Genomic DNA, 16,779 nt, shown 5'->3' with positions numbered 1-16,779 from the left:
CTGTCCGACGCTCTGGCGGCACCTGTCTCGGATCCCGGCGCTCAAGATCAGGTCGTGATCACGGTGCAGGCGCTGACGCCCGGTGCGCCGTACACGTGGCTGAACGCGACCTTCGGTTCGCCGGGTACCTGCCGTGCGCCGGCGGCCCCGCGCAGCTGCACCACGTTCTCGTGGATCTGGCGGAGACCCGACGCCCCGATCGGCTCTCCGTTCGCGATGCACCCGCCGTCGGTGTTGACCGGCAGGCTGCCGCCGATGCTGGTCGCGCCGGTGCGCAGGAGCTCTTCCTGTTCGCCGTGCTTGCACAGGCCGCATTCGGCGAGGTGGGAGATCTCCGTTCCGGAGTCGGTGTCCTGGACCTGGGCGAGGTCGACCTCGGCCGGGCCGATCCCGGCTGCCTCGAAGGCCGCGCGCGAGGCCTGCTCGGAAGGGCTCTCCGCCCGTTCCACCGCGAGCCACGGGCTGAACACCTCGAACGAGCCGAACAGCCGCGAGCGCAGTACCGCGGAGCGGAGGTAGACCGGTGCGTCGGTGTACTTACGGGCGCGGTCGGCCCGGCAGAGCACCAGCGCCACCCCGCCCTCTCCCGGTGAGCAGAACATGTACTGGGTCAGCGGGTGGCTCAGCATCGCCGAGGCGTTGATCTCTTCCTCGCTGAGCGGGACGCGCCGCCAGGCGTTGGGGTTCAGCGACCCGTTGTGGTAGGCCTTGGCCGCGACCTTGGCCAACGCGGAGCGGCTTATGCCGTGGTCATGCAGGTAACGCTGCGCCTTCATCCCGAAGAACTGGGTGGTGAGCATGAGACCGGTCTCGCCGTACCAGCTTCCGATCCCCAGAGTGGCCGGATCGGTGTCGAAGGCCCCCCGCGGGTGCTTGTCGAACCCGACGACTATTCCGAGGTCGTGTGCCCCGGACCGGATGAGGCTGTCGGCCATGATGAGCGAGCTGCCACCGGTCGCGCACCCGTTGTAGACGTTGACGAACGGAAGGGCGGTCAGCCCGACGTCGGACACGAGCGAGTCGGCGTCGCCGGCCGCGTGGCTGCCACCCACGGCGAACTGGATATCCGTCCAGGACACGCCGGCGTCTTTCAGTGCCTCCCGGATCGCATGGGCTCCCTGTTGCCGCCCGCTCACCCCTTCATGGCGGCCGAACGGATGTATGCCGACTCCCACGATGGCGACGTCCACGACGTGCCCCTTTCCTTGAAGAACGGCCCGGATGCCCGGGCGATCGCAGGTTCCCCTCTCACGTCACTGGGACCGCGGCCTCCGGGCGTGCGGCCGCACGTAGCCCATCGGATCGGGAGCGAAGCGAGCGATCCGATGGGACCCGCTATGATCGCGGGCCCTTCGGCCTGTTAGCGGGCTGGTGCGAACGCAAAGGTGAGGACCTCGGTTCCGTCCTCGTCGCGCCGCAGCGGCCGGAGAACCAGCTCCATCTCGTCCCCGATGTGCAGGCGCTCCGGGTCGTTCTCGGTGAGCACCGCCTCCACGAGGACCGCGCCGGGCAGCTCGACGTATCCGACGCCGTACGGGACGAACTCGGCCGGGCCCGCGTAGGGCGGCTTGGGCCGGAAGCCCTGAACGGTGAACGACCAGAGGGCGCCACGGCGGGGCAGAACGCTGTCGGCCATGTCCACCCGGGTGCACTTCGGGCACGACTGCTGCCGCGGGAACGTCGTCGTCCCGCAGGACCGGCAGCTGCTGCCGACGAGCCGCGGGCCGTCGTCGGTCTGGATGAAAAGCCCGTCGTCGATCGGTCGGCTCTTCGTCACGCTTCGCTTCCTCCTCGTCCGATGAACCCAGGTCCACGCCTCACCCGGGTATCCCGCGATGTTGTGCCTCGCCCAGGTCGGCGAGGATCTCCGCCGTGTTCTCGCCCAGTCTCGGAGCACGCCTGGGGGACGGGACGGCGAACGAGGAGAACCGGAAGGGGCTGGTGGGAACAAGCGCGGTGGCCCCCTGGTCATCGGAGAACGGCGCGAAGAAGTTCCGTGCCGCGAGATGGGGGTCGTCGAGCAGGTCCTCCGGCGCCTGCACCGGCCCGATGGGCAGGCCGCGCCGCTGCCCCTCGTGGTAGGCCGTGGCGGAGTCCATGAGGAGGAAGAACACCTCGATGAGCTCCTGCACGTGATAGAAGTTCTGCTGCCGGTAGGTCAGGTCTGAATATTCGGCATCGGTCAGGTCCACAGCCAGGTCCAGGCTGGCCATCCAATCGACCAGGGCCTCCCACGGCTTCTGCTCGGCCAGGATGAGCGCGAAATAGATCCATCGGTCGTCCGCGCAGCGAAACAGCGCCGGCTGCGTCATTTCCGGCTGTGCATGCCGACTGGTCTGCCGCTGCACCAGGACCTTGGGATAGAACCAGTACGGGTTCGCCAGCTCGCCGCTGACGGCGAGCGAACAGTGCATCGACACGTCCACCAGCTGGCCGGTGCCGGTCTGCTGCCGCTCGATCAACGCCAGCAGCAGGCCACAGTGGGCGAAGCTCGCCGCCGTCTGATAACCCTGGTTGCCGCCAGGCCTGATCGGCGGAATCGAGTGATCGTCGTAGCCGCAGCTCATCAGCGGGCCACCCGCGGCGAGTCCGACGAGGTCGGACGTACGGTAGCCGGCCCATGGGCCCTCCAGGCCGAACGGGGTGACCGACATGATCACCAGGCGCGGGTGGGTCTCGAGCAGCTGCTGGTAGTCCAGCCCGGCCGCGGCGAGCTCGCTCGGCCGCAGAGTGGCCAGCAGGACGTCCGCCTTGGCGATCAGGGCCCGCAGGGCCGCTCGGCCGGAGGCGGACCCGTCGAGGATGACGCTGCGCTTGCCGGCGTTGTACGTCCAGAACGTCAGACTGGTGTCGACCCCAACGACGTCCCTGGCGAACGGCCCGGTCCGCCTGGACCGCGATCCTTCTGGTGGTTCCACCTTGATGACGTCGGCGCCGAGCTCGGCAAGCTGCTTTCCGGTCTGTTCGCCGGCGGGGTCGTCAGCTAGTTCGACGACGACGAGCCCCGTGTAGGGCGCGGCACCCCGCCCGTCGGTTTCGCTCATTTCTGGCCTTTCATATGGCCGAAACAAATGATCAGCTGTTGAGCCTTTTCCGGCACTCCGTCAGGCGCCTTGCCTTCCCGTCGGATCCTGTTGTATGGAAAAGGCTCGTTGTTCGCGACCGGCGCCCCGGCTAGATCGCGCCCACGGCGGCGAGTTCGCGCACCTCGTCGTCGGAGAGGCCGAGGATCTCGGTGAAGACGTAGGAGTTGTCCTCGCCGAGCAGCGGGGCCGAGCGCCAGTTGTCCTGTTCGATGCGCGAGAACCTCATCGGATTGCCTTCGAAGCGGGCAGGCCCGATCACGGGATGGTCGAGCTCGAAGAACAGGTCGTAGTGCGCGACCTGCGGGTCGACCTCGTTCAGATCACGCGCATCCTGAACTGCCCCGGCACAGACGCCACCGCGCTGCAGCAGATGCATCACCTCGTGCGGCTCGCGGCTTCTCGTCCACTCCGACAGGTGGCCGTCGAGCGCATCCTGGTTGTCGAACCGGTCCTGCTGGCTCCCGAAGCGGGGAGCGGACGCCCAGGCCGGGCTGCCCATGATTTCGACGAGCCGTTCCCAGTCGGCGTCGTCGAAGACCGCGATGGCGACCCACCGGTCCTCGCCGGTACACGGGTACACGCCATGCGGCGCGGCCTGTGGATACTGCAGGCGGTTACCCGGTGGGAAGCTGGGGCGCCGGGTCGGCCGTGAGTTGACGATGACGTCGAGCAGGTCGGGACCGAGCAGGCTGACGCCGGCCTCGACGGCCGAGACATCGATCTGGTTGCCCTTTCCGGTCGCGTTACGGTGCATGATGGCCATGAGCAGCGCGGCGCTGTTGTAGTAGGCCGCCTGGTTGTCCATATAGGAGAAGCCCCAGCCGGACGGTTCCCGGTCGGGAAGCCCGCTGATGAACGTCAGGCCGCTGACCGCCTGGACAATTGGGCCGTAGCTGCGGTAGGAGCTGTGCGGGCCGGTCTGGCCGAACCCGCTCATGTGCGCGTAGATGGCCTCCGGGGAGAGCTCCTGGATCCGCTCGTAGGTCAGCCCCCATCGCTCCATGACCCCGGGAGCGAAGTTCTCGGTCACGACGCTGCTCTTCGCGATCAGCTTCTCGGCCAGTTCGTGGCCCCGCGGCGAGCGCATGTTGATGGTGACGCCGAGCTTGTTGCGGCAGTAGTTGTTGAACAGGCCGCCCTTGTTCGGGTCCGGGTTCGGGTCCTCGTTTCCGTAGGACCGGGGATCGTCCTTGTAGATGGGAAGGCGCCGCGGCGTGTCCAGGCGGGCACGGTTCTCGATCTTGATGACCTCGGCGCCGAAGTCGGCCAGCATCCGCGTGGCCACCGAGCCGACGCCCATCCAGCAGAAGTCGGCTACCCGGATTCCGGAGAGTGGCCCGCGCCGTGTCCGCGGCCGTCGGGTGCCGTCGTCGACCAACGGATCGGTACGTGTTCCATCACCTTCAGGCAGCATCGACGAGCGCGGCAGATCGGGGTCCAGGCGGCTTCCGATCCGCGTGGACCCGATGGCCCGGCGCTCGGTGCGATCACCCGAGCGGAGGGCACCGCTCCCTCCATCCGGACAGACCTGCCCAACCTCCACCTCGTCCTCCTCGTGGTCGATTGCACACGTCGGGCGGCTGGCGACAGCGACAGCGACTGGCCACCCGGGTGGCCCCGCGGAAACGGCTGAGCGGCCGACACTGGCCGGATGCGCGAGTGATGCACCCGCGCCGTGTGACACGTTACACTCTATTTCTCATGATGAAAGACCGCAAGCGCTCGGATGGTCATGAGGCAGGCCGGCGCCGGGAGCTGGGGAGTCGGCGGCGCGCCGCCGCCTCGGGCCCCGGGGAACGGCCGCTGTCTCTGGCCGGGGAGAGTGAGGCATCAATGACGAATCTTCGGCCTCGCGCCATGGCCGTGCCGCCCGGCGCGCCGGCAGGGAGGCCCAGGCCATGAACGATGTCAACGGGGCGCTGCTCGCGGAGCGCGGACGAGCGGCGGAGCCGGCGGATCACCGACTGGACGGTCTCTGGACGGTGGTGACCGGTGGAAGCAAGGGGATCGGCCTCGGCATCGCGGAGGGCTTCGTCGCCGCCGGAGCGAACGTGATGATCGTTGCCCGTAACGCCGACGATCTCGATCGAGCTGGCGACGCGTTGCGCAGGCGGGCTGGCGCCGACCAGGTCGTGGTGACCACCCGTGCGGATACCAGCGACACCGACTCGATCGAGCAGCTGTTCGGTGCCATCCAGGCCACCTTCCCCCGCCTCGACGTCTACGTCGCCAACGCGGGCAGCGGGATCATGCGGCCATTCCTCGAGATCCCGCTCGAGGAGTGGAACCAGACCATCGCGCTGAACCTCACCGGGACCTTCCTCGGCTGCCAGCGGGCGGCGCAGGCGATGCTGGCCGGCGGTGGATCGGCGGACGGCGGCCCGGCGGACGACGGGCCGGCGGACGGCGGCGCGAACCGCGCCATCCTGGTCGTCTCGTCGATCCGCTCGCTCGGCGTCCGTCCCGGGCGTCTCGCGTACTCGGTCACCAAGGCGGGTCTCAACCAGCTCGTCCGGGTCGCCGCCTACGAGCTGGCCAGCCGCCAGATCCGGGTCAACGCGCTGCTCCCCGGCATCACCGCGACCCCGTTGGCGCTGGAGGGAAATCCGGAGGTCTTCGCCGAGGCGTCGGCGTCGGTACCGCTCGGCCGGGCGGGCACCGCGCAGGACATGGCGGCGGCGGCGGTGTACCTGTGCAGTCCGGCCGCCCGGTTCGTCACCGGCGTCAGCCTCGTCGTCGACGGCGGCGAGTCCCTGTGGTGAGGCCCGCTGCGCTCCACGCCACACAGACCTGATCATCAGTTCCCGGGCCGACGGTCCTGGGTCCAGAGAAGGAGACGACGAGGTGTTACGGGATCAGGCGGCGGGCGGCGACCGGCCACTCGCGGGCAGGCTGGCCCTGGTGACGGGTGGTAGCCGGGGGCTTGGCAGGGAGATGGTGCTGGCGTTCGCCGAGGCAGGCGCCGACGTGGCGATCGTCAGCAGGAAGGCGCAGGCATGCGAGGCGCTTGCCGACGAGGTGCGCAAGACCACCGACGTCCGCGCCTTCTCGTATCCGACGCACGTGGGCGACTGGGACGGCCTCGGTCGGCTGGTGGACGCCGTCTACGACGAGGCCGGCGGACTCGACATCCTGGTGAACAACGCCGGCATGGCACCGCTCTACCCCAGCCTCGACCAGGTGAGCGAGGAACTCTTCGACAAGGTCATCGGAGTCAACCTGAAGGGGCCGTTCCGGCTCACCGCGCTCGTCGGCGCCCGGATGGCCGCCTCCGGCGGCGGCTCGATCATCAACATCAGCAGCGTCGCGTCGGTCCGGCCCACGCCGACCGACCTCCCGTACGCCGCGGCCAAGGCGGGTCTCAACGTCCTGACCGCCGGCTTCGCCCAGGCGTTCGGGCCGTCGGTCCGGGTGAACACCATCATGGCCGGGCCGTTCCTCACCGACATCAGCAAGGCCTGGGACATGCCCGCGTTCGAGGAGATGGCTGCCCGGTTCCCGCTGGGCCGGGGCGGCCGGCCAGGCGAGATCGTCGGTGCGGCGCTGTATTTCGCCGGACCCGGGTCGAGCTTCACCACCGGCGCGGTGCTCCCCGTGGACGGAGGCCAGGCGGTCGTGCCCTACGCGGGTTGAGGGCCGGGAACCGAGCCCGTCCGAGCGAGCGGTGGGTCACCTGACCCAGGAACCCGCCCGGGCAGCCCGGCGGTGCGTTCGTGGGTGGACCGTAGCGCGGCCGAGAAGGCGTCGCCACCGCCGGTACCGATGACCGGCGGTGGCGACCGCGCGCCTTGCTCGTTTTCCTCATGAGGAATAGCCTAAAACTGTACCTGGGTTGACGCGTTGGCACACAGCCCGTCCCTGGGGCTTTCCGCTGTTTCCCGGACCTCCAGGAGGCTGACCTATGGCCGTGTCGCCTGTCATCGACGACATCAAGGTGATCGACACTGACACGCATGTCATCGAACCCGCCGACCTGTGGACCTCGCGACTTTCCACGAAGAAGTGGGGCAATCTGGTGCCGCACGCCCGCTGGGACGACGAGCTCCAGGAGGAGGCGTGGTACTTCGGTGACGAGCGCCTGTCGGCGACCGCCGGCGGCGCGATGGCCGGATGGCACGAGTACCCGCCAAAGCACCCGCGGCGGCTGGCGGACGTCGACCCGGCGCTCTGGAGCGCACCGGAGCGGTTGAAGCGGATGGACGAGTACGGCATCTGGGCGCAGGTGCTCTACCCGAACGTGGCCGGGTTCGGGATGGGGAAGTTCCTCGGGCTGAAGAACTCGGAGCTGATGCTGCGCTGCATCCAGGCCTACAACGACTGGCAGACGGAATGGGCGAGCGCGGACCCGAGCCGCCTGCTGCCGATGACCGCGTTACCGTTCTGGGACATCGAGGCGACCTGCCGGGAGGTCGAGCGGACGGCCGCGGCCGGCCACCGGGGCATCATCATGGCGCAGCAGCCCGACTTCTTCGGGCTGCCGATGCTCGCCGACCCGCACTGGGATCCACTCTGGGCCACCGCGCAGGACGTCGGCCAGTCGGTCAACTTCCACATCGCCTCGGGTGACCTGTCGCTGATCGAGAAGAACATTCCGAGCAACGGGCTGCACGCGAACTACGCCTCCGTCGGCGTCTCCTTCTTCATGGGCAACGCCAGCACCATCGCGACCCTCATCTGCGCCGGCATCTGCCACCGTTTCCCGCGGCTGAACTTCGTCTCCGTCGAGAGCGGCGTCGGCTGGATCCCCTACGCGCTGGCCGCCCTGGACTGGCAGTGGAAGAACTGCGGCGTGCCGCTCGAGCACCCGGAGTACGACCTGCTGCCGAGCGAGTACTTCCAGCGGCAGATCCACGGCTGCTTCTGGTTCGAGAACGAGACCGCCAAGCAGGCGATCGAGCTCCTCGGCGCCGACAACATCCTGTACGAGACGGACTTCCCGCATCCGACCAGCATGTCGCCCGGCCCCGCGACCGCGGCGGTGCGGCCCGACCACTTCATCGAGGGCGCACTGTCCGACCTGCCGCGGGATGTGTTGCGCAAGATCCTTCACGACAACGCCGCGCGTATCTACCACCTCGACTGAGCGAGTCATCCGACCGGCGGCGGGTCCGCCGGTCGGATCTCCTCCCGGTGGGTCAGCCCTGCGTCAGTGCCACTCGATGAGATCGTTGACCTTCGAGCCCAGCCGCTCGCGGTTGTAGGCGCTGATCTCGCCGATGTGCTCCTCCATCAGCGTGCGTGCGGCCCTGGGGTGCCCGGTCGCGATCTCCTTGGCGAGCTGGCGATGCCCCTCGGCGATGAGGTCGTGCAGCACCCGCGGGTCGTCGGTCGAGGCGACGTGGTGGCTGACGATCAGACCCATGGTCTGCAGGATCAGTTCGAGCACGCGGTTGGAGACCAGCGAGGCGACGACGCCGTGGAAACGGCCCTGTTCCGCTACGAACTCCTCCAGGTCTTCGGACGCCACGTCCTCGGCGCTCGATGGCGCAAGGTACGGAGCCATGGCCGCGACCCGGGCCTCGCGGTCGGGGTTACGGGCGGCGAGTTCGGCGAGCATGCATTCGGCCAGCGACCACGCGTCGAAGAGCTCGTCATAGGTCGCGCCCGCCATGTGGAAATACAGCGTCGACATCCGGCCGAGATTGGCCGGATCGACGGTGCCGACCACCGGGCCGCCACCCGGTCCGCGCCGAATGGTGATCAGCCCCTGCACCTCGAGCAGGCGCAGGCCCTCCCGAAGGGATTCGCGGCTCACCTCGTACTGCCGGAGCATCGCGGCTTCGGATGGCAGACCGTCTCCGGGCCGCAGACCATTCGAAATGATGTCGTGCACGATGTCGCGGGCCACCTTCTCGGACGTCTTGAGGCGGCGCATCAGGGCATCGCCCGAGCCGATCGCGATGCATCCTCGTGACAGCGGCAGATCACGACTGGCCACACGACTACGCGACGCATCGACGTTACGACGATCAGGCATCATGTGAGCCTACCGCCGTTCCCGGCGATCGATCATGCCGTGGCGGTTCGGAGAAGTCGCCGCGGCGTTCGGGCAGTTCGGCGGCACCAGCAGACTCGCCGCTCATGCCAGGTCTTCTCGGGCCATGCGAAGAGCGCGGGCGGCGAGCCCCGGAACGCTCTCGCCGCGGGCGACCATGCGTTCGTCGGTGCTGTCACCCCGGAGATAACGGTGGTAGAGCTGCTGGCACACGACGGCGGTCCGCCAGCTGGCGAAGGTCTGGTACCAGGAGATCCGTGACACGTCGGCACCGGTCCGGGCCGCATATCGTTCGATGATCTCGGCGCGTGTCGGCAGGCCGAGGGCCTCGAGGCCGGGCACGTGCAGCGCGTGGTCGTCCGGGGTGTCGGACGGATCGGGCCAGTACCCCAGCAGCGTGGCGAGGTCGGCCAGCGGATCGCCGAGGGTCGCCATGTCCCAGTCGAACACCGACGCCACCCGGTCTGGCTCCCCCAGCGTGAACTGGCAGTTGTCAATCTTGAAATCGTTGTGCAGGATCGCCGGCACCGGCGAGGGCGGGAGCGTGCGTTCGAGCCGCTCGCCGGTCTCGGTCATCGCCGCGTCGGAGTCGGGGGCGGCCACGAGTTCCCAGCGGTGGCGCCATCCGGTGACCTGGCGGGTGAGATAGCCCTCGGGCCGGCCTAGGTCGCCCAGGCCGCAGCCCGCCGGGTCGACAAGGTGCAGGTCGGCGAGGGCGTCGACGGTGGCGAGGCCGACCCGGCGGGCCGCGTCGGGTAGCCCGCGCATCGATGCGGGCAGCGCCCCCCAGATCACCACCCCCGACCGGTATTCGGAGACCACGAAGTCGCTGCCCACGACGTCGTGGTCGTCGCAGAACAGAAAGGCGCGGGGCGCTCGGTCATACCGCTGCCACAGCCTGGACAGCACGCGGTACTCGCGCCGCATGTCGTGTGCGCCCGGCGCGATCTCGCCGAAGGGCGGCCGGCGCAGCACCAGCCGGACGTCGCCGAACGACAGCAGGTAGGTGAGATTCGCCGAGCCGTTCGGGAACTGTCGAACGGACAGCTCCGCGGGCACGTCGAGCCCCTGTTCGGCCAACCGGGGCACCAGGTAGTCGACCAGCTGGTCCCACGGCAGCTCCTCGCCCGGCCGGACCGGCGCCAGCTCCGGCGGATTGTCCAGCGTGCCGTGCCGCACGGCCACGTTCGCTCCCTCCCCGTCGCGCTTTGGAGCATTCATCATGACATAACCTCTCTACCGCGCCAGGAGAGCACGCTGCCGGCTGGCTCCAACCACCGCTGGGAGCGCCCGGTCAGGAACCGTCGGAGAGTCGGATCACTCCCCGGACCACGGCACCGTCGGCCTGGTCTCGATATCCCTGCGGCAACGCGTCGAGACCGTCGTAGTGGCGGGTGACGACGAGGTCGAGGTCGTAGCGGCCCCGCAGGTAGAGATCGGCGAGAAAGCCGATTCCCCGCCGCCCGTCCCAGGAGCCGGCGAGGCATCCGACGACCTGCTTCTCCAGGCTCTGCAGGTTCCGCAGACTGACGGTGGCCACGTTCTCGTCGGCGGAGTGGACGTTCACCACGACGACCCGCCCGCGCTTGCCGACCAGGGCAAGCGCCGATTCGAGCTGCCGTCCGTCACCGACCGCCGCGGCCATGATGACGTGGTTCGCCATCCGACCCTCCGTCATGTCTCGGACGACGGACAGTGCGTCGGCGAGACTCGGCGCCGCGGCCACCGCGCCGAGTCTCGCCGCGACGGCGCGCTTGAACGGGACGGGATCGACGGCCACTATCGCGCGGGCGCCGGCGAACTGGGCGGCCTGGATGGCATTGGCGCCGATCCCGCCGACGCCGACGACCACGACCAGGTCGCCGGGCCGGACCTCGGCCGTGTTCAGGACCGCTCCCCACCCGGTGGTCCCCGCGCAGGCCATGGTGCACGCGATCTCGAGGGGGATCGCGCGGTCCACCACGACACAGCTCGTCTCGTGGACGACCGTGTGTTCGGCGAAGGTGCCCAGGAAGACGAAGACGCCCAGGTCCCCGCCGCGGGCGTGATGCCTGGCGGTGCCATCCGAGATCTGGAATCCCGTGCCCGTCAGAGCGCCGCGTTCGCAGAGGTGGGGGAGCGCGCCGAGGCAGGCCGCGCACGCGCCGCAGGGCGGGACGGGAACGCTGAGCACGACGTGGTCGCCGGGCCGGACCCCGCGCACTCCCGGCCCGACGGCCTCGACGACGCCGGCTCCCTCGTGCCCGCCCACCATGGGCAGCCGCATGCCGGGGTATCCGCCGGCGAGCAGGTGATGATCGCTGTGGCACAGGCCGGTGGCCACCAGCCGGACCAGGACCTCGCCGGACGCGGGCGGATCGAGGGTGATCTCCTCGGTGCTCCAGGTCGACTGGCCGGGCCACAGCACGGCCGCGCGTGTCCGCATCCGGACGCCGTCCTCTCGTCGGTCTTCTCGTCACTACTTCTCGTGAGTCCCGTGTGGGGTTCCCTGTAGGTCCCCCCGTCGGTCCCTCGTGACGTGTCGCGGACGGCTGCGTTCTAGTCAAGGGTGCTGGTCGGAGGTTCCAGTCCGAGCTGTTCGGCCGCCCGGGACAGGCTGCGCCGTTTCTCCGCGAGGTCTCCTGATGGCCACACCTGGTCGGCCCAGATGACGAGATCGGTTATTCCCTCGGCGTGGTAGCGGCCGATCGTCTCGGCGTCCCATTTCTCGGTACGGAAGTAGCAGCGCAGCGGGTCGCGGCCCTGCTCGGCGCACAGCTGCGCGATGCGGTCACGCAGGCGTACCGCGTCCTCGAAGGACGGGGTGCCCGAGCTGAACCACGCGTCCCCGAGCCGGACGGCCCGCCGCAGCGCCTTCTCCGAGTTGCCGCCGAGCACCAGTGGGACGTCCACCGGCTCTGGGCTGACCTGGACCCGGCCGAAGGGGAAGCGGGGGCCGGGGCTGTCGAACGGCCCGCCCGCGAAGGCCGACCGGAGGACTCCCAGCGCCTCCTCGAGGGCGGCCGTGCGGCCCTGGAACGGGACCCCGAGCGCGTCGAACTCCTCCCGCAGCCAGCCCGACCCGACCCCCAGCATCAACCTGCCCCCGGAGATCTCGTGCACCGTGTGCACCGCGCGGGCGGTGACGAGTGGATGCCGTAGCGGAAGGAGGTAGATGCCCGTCGCCAGCTTCAGGCTCGTCGTGACCGCCGCGGCCGCGGCCAGGGCCGGCAGCGGGGCCACCAGCTCCGTGGCCGTGTCGATGATCGGTCCGGCGATGTGCTGAGGGGTGGTCTCGTCGTTGGTCGGGTGCTCGCTCGAGTACCCCCAGGGCAGCACGACGTGCTCGCCCAGCCAGATCGCGTCGAAGCCGAGCTCGTCGGCGGCAACGGCCAGGTCCAGCAGGTCCCGGGGGTGCAGGCCGTACACCGTCAGGCCGATGCTCACCGGATTGCTACCGTGTCGAAGCTCACGCCGGCACCTTAAACGTCATGAGGAATCGTCGCAAGAGCTTGCTTGGACCCCTTGCCATGATTCCTCATGATGTTTATGGTGTCCGTGACCTGGGTCACGGCCGGAGCCGCCGGGACGGGACGCGCAGCCCCCGTCGGTGGACGGGCCCCCCTTGCCGCGGCTGCGGGGGCCCAAACGATAACGGTGAGCAACGACGATGACCCGGTGACCACACTTCCAACGACGTTCCGGTAACAGTGCAACACTGGGGGTTACAGCATGCGCACTTCCGCTCGACGCGCGACCGCGTTGGTCGCCGGATTACTCGTCGCCGTGCTGGCGGCGTGTGGGAGCTCTGACTCGTCCGACGGGGGCGGCGCCAGTGCATCGGGCGCGGCCTCCGCCAACGTGGCGGCGGCGCAGGCCGTCGCGGACAAGTACTCGTCCGTGCCGACCAGCATCGTGCAGGACGAGCCGCTGGGTGCGGTGCCGCCGAAGAAGAAGGTGGCCTTCATCCAGTGCGCGGACCCGAACTGCGCGACTCTCGCCGGGTTCATGAAGGACGCCACCGGCGCGCTGGGCTGGGATCTGGTGACGTTCAGCGCGAGTGGCGGCGACTTCGGCGCGGCCATCCAGCAGGCGATCGACGCCAAGGTTGACTACATCAGCATCACCGGAATCCCGATCGCCCTCTACAAGCCGCAGATGGACGAGGCGAAGTCCGCGGGGATCCCACTCTTCCAGTGCTACAACACCGACGTGCCGCAAGGCCCGGAGAACAACCTCTACTCGGACTGCTACGACGCGACCGCGTCCAACGTCTATGGCCAGGCGATGGCGGACTGGATGACGGTGGACTCTGGCGGGTCGGCGAAGATCCTGGCGGTGACAATCCCCTCCTACCCGATCTTGACCGCCCAGGTGGACGCGGTCAAGGCGGAGCTGGGCAAGAACTGCGCAGGCTGCAAGCTGGACAAGCTGGAAGTCACGGTCAACGACCTCGCCGGCGGCGCCGTCCCGCAGAACGTCACCTCCTACCTGCAGGCGCACCCCGACATCAACTACGTCTACTTCACCTACAACGGACTTGAGGGCGGGGTGCCCGCCGCGCTGAAGGCGGCCGGATTGACCGACAGGGTGAAGCTGGTCGGTACGCAGGGGAACCAGCCGCAGTTCGCCGAGGTGGCGAAAGGTACCTCGGCGGCGTGGAGCGCGCTTCCGGAGGAGTTCGCCATGTGGACCATGACGGACCAGATGGCCCGGCTCTCGGTCAACAAGTGGTCGCTCAAGGACGAGCGCGCGGCCGCCGTGCCGCCGTTCTACCTCGTGGACTCACCGGAGCTGGCGAAGGATCTCGTGGGCCTAGAGCACGGCTGGCCTGGGCCGGAAGGTTTCAAGGACACACTCAAGAAGCTGTGGGGCGTCTGACCGGAGTCCTTTCCGCCGGCGGCGCGGGGTCGAAGCACTTTTGCGCCGCCGGCGGATCCCACCGGCTCCCCGATGGGCCGGTTTCCGGTGCCGTCGTGGCCGTGTCGTAGGAGAACGGATGAATGAGCCAGCCCTAGAGATCCGCAACCTGTCCAAGACGTTTTCCGGTCAGGTGGTACTGGACCGGGTGGACCTCGTCCTCGGCGAGGCGGAGGTGCACGCCCTCGTCGGGCAGAACGGCTCCGGCAAGTCAACCCTGATCAAGGTTCTGGCGGGCTACCACCAGCCGGATCCGGGAGCCTCGGCGTCGGTGGCCGGCCGGCCGTTGCAGCTCGGGTCGGCATCGGCGGCGCACGACGGGGGGATCCGCTTCGTCCACCAGGACCTCGGCCTGGTACTGGAGCTCAGCATCGTCGAGAACCTGATGCTGACGAGGCCCTATCCAAGGGCCTTCCCGGGACGTATTCGCTGGCGGGAGGCCCGGCTGCTGGCCGGGCAGATGCTGGCGCGGGTGGGCCTGGAGACCGACGTGCGCCGGCCGGTCGGAGAGCTGGGACTGGCGGACCGCACCGGAGTCGCGATCGCCCGGGCGCTGCCCGACCCCGCCCTGGGCAGAGCGGTGCTGGTGCTCGACGAGCCCACCGCGTCCCTGCCCGCGGACGAGGTGGAGCGCCTCCTGGCCACGATCAGGCGGCTGCGGGCGGCCGGCAACAGCATCCTGCTCGTGTCCCATCACCTCGACGAGGTCCTGGACGTCGCCGACCAGATCACGGTGCTGCGAGACGGGCGCAGGGTTACCTCGACCGCCGGGGCGGGCGTTGACCACGACGGCCTGACGAGGCTGATCGTCGGCCACGACCTGACGATATCGACCGGGCGTGACGAGACGGTGGCCTCGACCGAGCCGGGTGTTCTCCACCTCGACGGGGTCGCCGGAGGAACGGTCCGGTCGGTGTCGGTCACGGTCCGGCGGGGTGAGATCGTCGGGATCGCCGGCCTCACGGGATCCGGGCGTGAGGCACTCGGGGCGATGGTGAGCGGCCGGCTGCCCCGTACCGGGGGCGTGCTCGTCGACGGGGCCGCCGTCGCGCCGGCGGCCCCGGCGGCCGCGTTGGCCGCGGGCCTGGCGTTCGTGCCGGGCGAGCGGGCACGGTACGGCACGTTCCCGTCGATGACGGTCCGCCACAACCTGACCGTGGGATCCCTGCGGCGCCATGTGCGCCGCGGCCGGATCGACGCTCGATCCGAGCGTCGCGAGGTACAGGGGTGGATCGAGGAGCTCGGCATCGTGACCCGCGGTGCCGACGTCCCGATCACCAGTCTGTCGGGTGGGAACCAGCAGAAGGTGCTCGTCGCCCGGGCGCTGCGACTGGAACCGAAGGCGCTCGTCCTGGACGACCCGACCGCGGGCATCGACATCAAGGCGCGGGACGCCGTGCACCAGATCATCGAGCGCAGCACGGAGTCCGGCCTGGCGGTCCTCCTGGTCTCGACGGACAGCGCCGAACTTGCCCGCCTCTGTGACCGGGTGCTCGTCATGAGCCACGGGCGGGTGGCTCGGGAGATCCGCCGCGGCCGCGACCTCAGTCCGGAAGCCATCGACCTTGCCCAGGTAGCGGCGACCGCGGCATGACGCGTCCGGACCTCGTCGCCGCCCAGCACCACCTCCGCCGTTCAGATCCCCGTCGTTCAGATCCTGCCATCCAGTCTCCGAGGTAGGCCCATGTCAACCCAGGCCAGCGTCCGCCCCAAAGCTGACGGCGGACACAGCGACGACAGCGCCGGGCACGCCGGCGCGCAATCAGTACCGCGGTTCCGCCAACCGATCAGCGCGGTGCTGGGGCGTTACAGCGCGCTGTTTCTGCTGGCCTTCTTCGTCATCGTCTTCGGGGCGCTGAAACCCGATCTCTTCCTGACCGCCAGCACCTTCCGCATCACCTTCAGCGAGGGGGTGGTCACCGCGGTCGTTGCCCTGGCGTTCCTCATCCCCCTCGCCGCCGGGACGTACGACCTGTCGGTCGGGGCGATGATGGGTACGTCTCTCGTCATGATGAACTGGTTCGGCGCGAACACCGACATCCCCATCGGCCTCGTCGCGGTGGGCACGGTGGTCCTCTGCTGCCTGATCGGCCTCGTCAGCGGTCTCATCATCGTGAAGTTCCGCGTCAACTCGCTGATCGCCACTCTCGGCGTCAGCCAGGTCCTCAGTGCCGTCACGCTGAAGGTCTCGAACAACCGGCAGATCACTGGTGCCTTCTCCGACAGGTTCGGACAGCTCGGGGGAAAGATTGTCCTCGGTGTGCCGATCGTCGTGTTGTACCTGCTCGTGCTGGCCGCGGTCATCTGGTTCGTGCTCGAACACACACCGGTGGGGCGCTACCTGTTCGCGGTCGGGAGCAACCCCGAAGCGGCCCGCCTGGCCGGTCTGCCGACCACCAGGCTCACCTACGGGTCGCTGGCGGCGTCCGGCGGAATAGCCGCGATCGCCGGCATCATCTACGCGATGCGGGTCGGCGCCTACAGCGAGCAGGCAGGCCCGGGACTGCTGTTCCCGGCGCTGGCCGCCGTGTTCTTCGGCGCCTCGCAGTTCTCCGGCCGTCCCAACGTCTGGGGCACCCTCGTCGCCTATTTCGCCCTCGCCTTCGGCGTCAAGGGCCTGCAGCTGTCCTTCGGACCGGGGACATTCTGGATCCAGCCGCTCTTCCAGGGCGCGGCGCTGCTCGTCGCCGTCGGTCTCGCCAGCCGCCAGATATCCCAGACCAGGCGCAGCCGCCGCACCCAGGCGGCGGCCGCGGCCGCGGATGCCACGAGGCAGCCGGCATCCTGACAATCCATCCA

The 16,779-nt window shown here is 69.2% G+C and carries 14 protein-coding genes; 6 read left to right on the top strand and 8 right to left on the bottom strand.

The genetic code is table 11. From position 1 onward, the window contains the following. Positions 1 to 47: 47 nt before the first annotated feature. From FRCN3DRAFT_RS0221250 to FRCN3DRAFT_RS0221235, 4 genes are all read right to left on the bottom strand, one after another. The gene (locus FRCN3DRAFT_RS0221250) at positions 48 to 1,190 is read right to left on the bottom strand and encodes a thiolase family protein (RefSeq protein WP_007510143.1); all 1,143 of its coding nucleotides are present in this window, start codon (positions 1,188 to 1,190) and stop codon (positions 48 to 50) included. Between the two features lie 170 nt (positions 1,191 to 1,360). Continuing rightward, positions 1,361 to 1,777 carry a Zn-ribbon domain-containing OB-fold protein gene (locus FRCN3DRAFT_RS0221245; RefSeq protein WP_007510144.1) on the bottom strand — a complete coding sequence of 139 codons (417 nt, stop codon included), beginning with the start codon at positions 1,775 to 1,777 and terminating at the stop codon, positions 1,361 to 1,363. A 40-nt stretch (positions 1,778 to 1,817) separates the two neighbouring features. Further along, positions 1,818 to 3,044, bottom strand: coding sequence for a CaiB/BaiF CoA transferase family protein (locus tag FRCN3DRAFT_RS56385; RefSeq protein WP_007510145.1), 1,227 nt, complete (start codon positions 3,042 to 3,044; stop codon positions 1,818 to 1,820). Between the two features lie 130 nt (positions 3,045 to 3,174). Beyond that, positions 3,175 to 4,500 carry a CaiB/BaiF CoA transferase family protein gene (locus FRCN3DRAFT_RS0221235; protein ID WP_051467057.1) on the bottom strand — a complete coding sequence of 442 codons (1,326 nt, stop codon included), beginning with the start codon at positions 4,498 to 4,500 and terminating at the stop codon, positions 3,175 to 3,177. 484 nt (positions 4,501 to 4,984) lie between these two features. On the opposite strand from FRCN3DRAFT_RS0221235, the gene FRCN3DRAFT_RS0221230 reads away from it, so the two are divergent. From FRCN3DRAFT_RS0221230 to FRCN3DRAFT_RS0221220, 3 genes are all read left to right on the top strand, one after another. Further along, positions 4,985 to 5,848, top strand: a complete 864-nt coding sequence (locus tag FRCN3DRAFT_RS0221230; RefSeq protein ID WP_007510156.1) for an SDR family NAD(P)-dependent oxidoreductase — start codon at positions 4,985 to 4,987, stop codon at positions 5,846 to 5,848. Positions 5,849 to 5,930: 82 nt separating this feature from the next. Further along, positions 5,931 to 6,719 carry an SDR family NAD(P)-dependent oxidoreductase gene (locus tag FRCN3DRAFT_RS0221225; protein ID WP_007510158.1) on the top strand — a complete coding sequence of 263 codons (789 nt, stop codon included), beginning with the start codon at positions 5,931 to 5,933 and terminating at the stop codon, positions 6,717 to 6,719. 268 nt (positions 6,720 to 6,987) lie between these two features. Next, complete coding sequence (locus FRCN3DRAFT_RS0221220; RefSeq protein ID WP_007510160.1) at positions 6,988 to 8,169, top strand: amidohydrolase family protein; 1,182 nt, start codon at positions 6,988 to 6,990, stop codon at positions 8,167 to 8,169. Between the two features lie 63 nt (positions 8,170 to 8,232). Here FRCN3DRAFT_RS0221220 and FRCN3DRAFT_RS0221215 read toward each other — a convergent pair whose 3' ends face one another. The 4 genes from FRCN3DRAFT_RS0221215 to FRCN3DRAFT_RS0221200 form a co-directional block, all read right to left on the bottom strand. Then, positions 8,233 to 9,063, bottom strand: a complete 831-nt coding sequence (locus FRCN3DRAFT_RS0221215; protein ID WP_051467055.1) for a FadR/GntR family transcriptional regulator — start codon at positions 9,061 to 9,063, stop codon at positions 8,233 to 8,235. Between the two features lie 102 nt (positions 9,064 to 9,165). Further along, positions 9,166 to 10,266, bottom strand: coding sequence for a phosphotransferase family protein (locus tag FRCN3DRAFT_RS0221210; protein ID WP_232794099.1), 1,101 nt, complete (start codon positions 10,264 to 10,266; stop codon positions 9,166 to 9,168). 109 nt (positions 10,267 to 10,375) lie between these two features. Further along, positions 10,376 to 11,506: an alcohol dehydrogenase catalytic domain-containing protein gene (locus FRCN3DRAFT_RS0221205; protein WP_007510166.1), complete on the bottom strand. Its 1,131-nt coding sequence runs from the start codon at positions 11,504 to 11,506 to the stop codon at positions 10,376 to 10,378. 113 nt (positions 11,507 to 11,619) lie between these two features. Continuing rightward, positions 11,620 to 12,507 carry a TIGR03619 family F420-dependent LLM class oxidoreductase gene (locus FRCN3DRAFT_RS0221200; RefSeq protein WP_007510168.1) on the bottom strand — a complete coding sequence of 296 codons (888 nt, stop codon included), beginning with the start codon at positions 12,505 to 12,507 and terminating at the stop codon, positions 11,620 to 11,622. 285 nt (positions 12,508 to 12,792) lie between these two features. Between FRCN3DRAFT_RS0221200 and FRCN3DRAFT_RS0221195 the strand changes: the two genes are divergently transcribed. From FRCN3DRAFT_RS0221195 to FRCN3DRAFT_RS45515, 3 genes are all read left to right on the top strand, one after another. Beyond that, positions 12,793 to 13,941, top strand: coding sequence for a sugar ABC transporter substrate-binding protein (locus FRCN3DRAFT_RS0221195; RefSeq protein ID WP_007510174.1), 1,149 nt, complete (start codon positions 12,793 to 12,795; stop codon positions 13,939 to 13,941). Between the two features lie 118 nt (positions 13,942 to 14,059). Continuing rightward, positions 14,060 to 15,574: a sugar ABC transporter ATP-binding protein gene (locus tag FRCN3DRAFT_RS0221190; protein ID WP_007510175.1), complete on the top strand. Its 1,515-nt coding sequence runs from the start codon at positions 14,060 to 14,062 to the stop codon at positions 15,572 to 15,574. 90 nt (positions 15,575 to 15,664) lie between these two features. After that, positions 15,665 to 16,768, top strand: coding sequence for an ABC transporter permease (locus FRCN3DRAFT_RS45515; RefSeq protein WP_007510176.1), 1,104 nt, complete (start codon positions 15,665 to 15,667; stop codon positions 16,766 to 16,768). Positions 16,769 to 16,779: the final 11 nt, after the last annotated feature.

The organism is Pseudofrankia saprophytica (assembly GCF_000235425.2).
Taxonomy (GTDB): domain Bacteria; phylum Actinomycetota; class Actinomycetes; order Frankiales; family Frankiaceae; genus Pseudofrankia; species Pseudofrankia saprophytica.
The sequence above is the reverse complement of the archived record's forward strand: the minus strand, read 5'-3'. Positions and strand labels throughout refer to the sequence as shown.

What these genes read in the sequence shown, in the direction of transcription:
- FRCN3DRAFT_RS0221230 (WP_007510156.1), top strand. Translation starts at nt 4,985, where the DNA reads ATGAACGATGTCAACGGGGCGCTGCTCGCGGAGCGCGGACGAGCGGCG.
- FRCN3DRAFT_RS0221215 (WP_051467055.1), bottom strand. Translation starts at nt 9,063, where the DNA reads ATGCCTGATCGTCGTAACGTCGATGCGTCGCGTAGTCGTGTGGCCAGT.
- FRCN3DRAFT_RS0221205 (WP_007510166.1), bottom strand. Translation starts at nt 11,506, where the DNA reads ATGCGGACACGCGCGGCCGTGCTGTGGCCCGGCCAGTCGACCTGGAGC.
- FRCN3DRAFT_RS0221235 (WP_051467057.1), bottom strand. Translation starts at nt 4,500, where the DNA reads ATGCTGCCTGAAGGTGATGGAACACGTACCGATCCGTTGGTCGACGAC.
- FRCN3DRAFT_RS0221190 (WP_007510175.1), top strand. Translation starts at nt 14,060, where the DNA reads ATGAATGAGCCAGCCCTAGAGATCCGCAACCTGTCCAAGACGTTTTCC.
- FRCN3DRAFT_RS56385 (WP_007510145.1), bottom strand. Translation starts at nt 3,044, where the DNA reads ATGAGCGAAACCGACGGGCGGGGTGCCGCGCCCTACACGGGGCTCGTC.
- FRCN3DRAFT_RS0221195 (WP_007510174.1), top strand. Translation starts at nt 12,793, where the DNA reads ATGCGCACTTCCGCTCGACGCGCGACCGCGTTGGTCGCCGGATTACTC.
- FRCN3DRAFT_RS0221220 (WP_007510160.1), top strand. Translation starts at nt 6,988, where the DNA reads ATGGCCGTGTCGCCTGTCATCGACGACATCAAGGTGATCGACACTGAC.
- FRCN3DRAFT_RS45515 (WP_007510176.1), top strand. Translation starts at nt 15,665, where the DNA reads ATGTCAACCCAGGCCAGCGTCCGCCCCAAAGCTGACGGCGGACACAGC.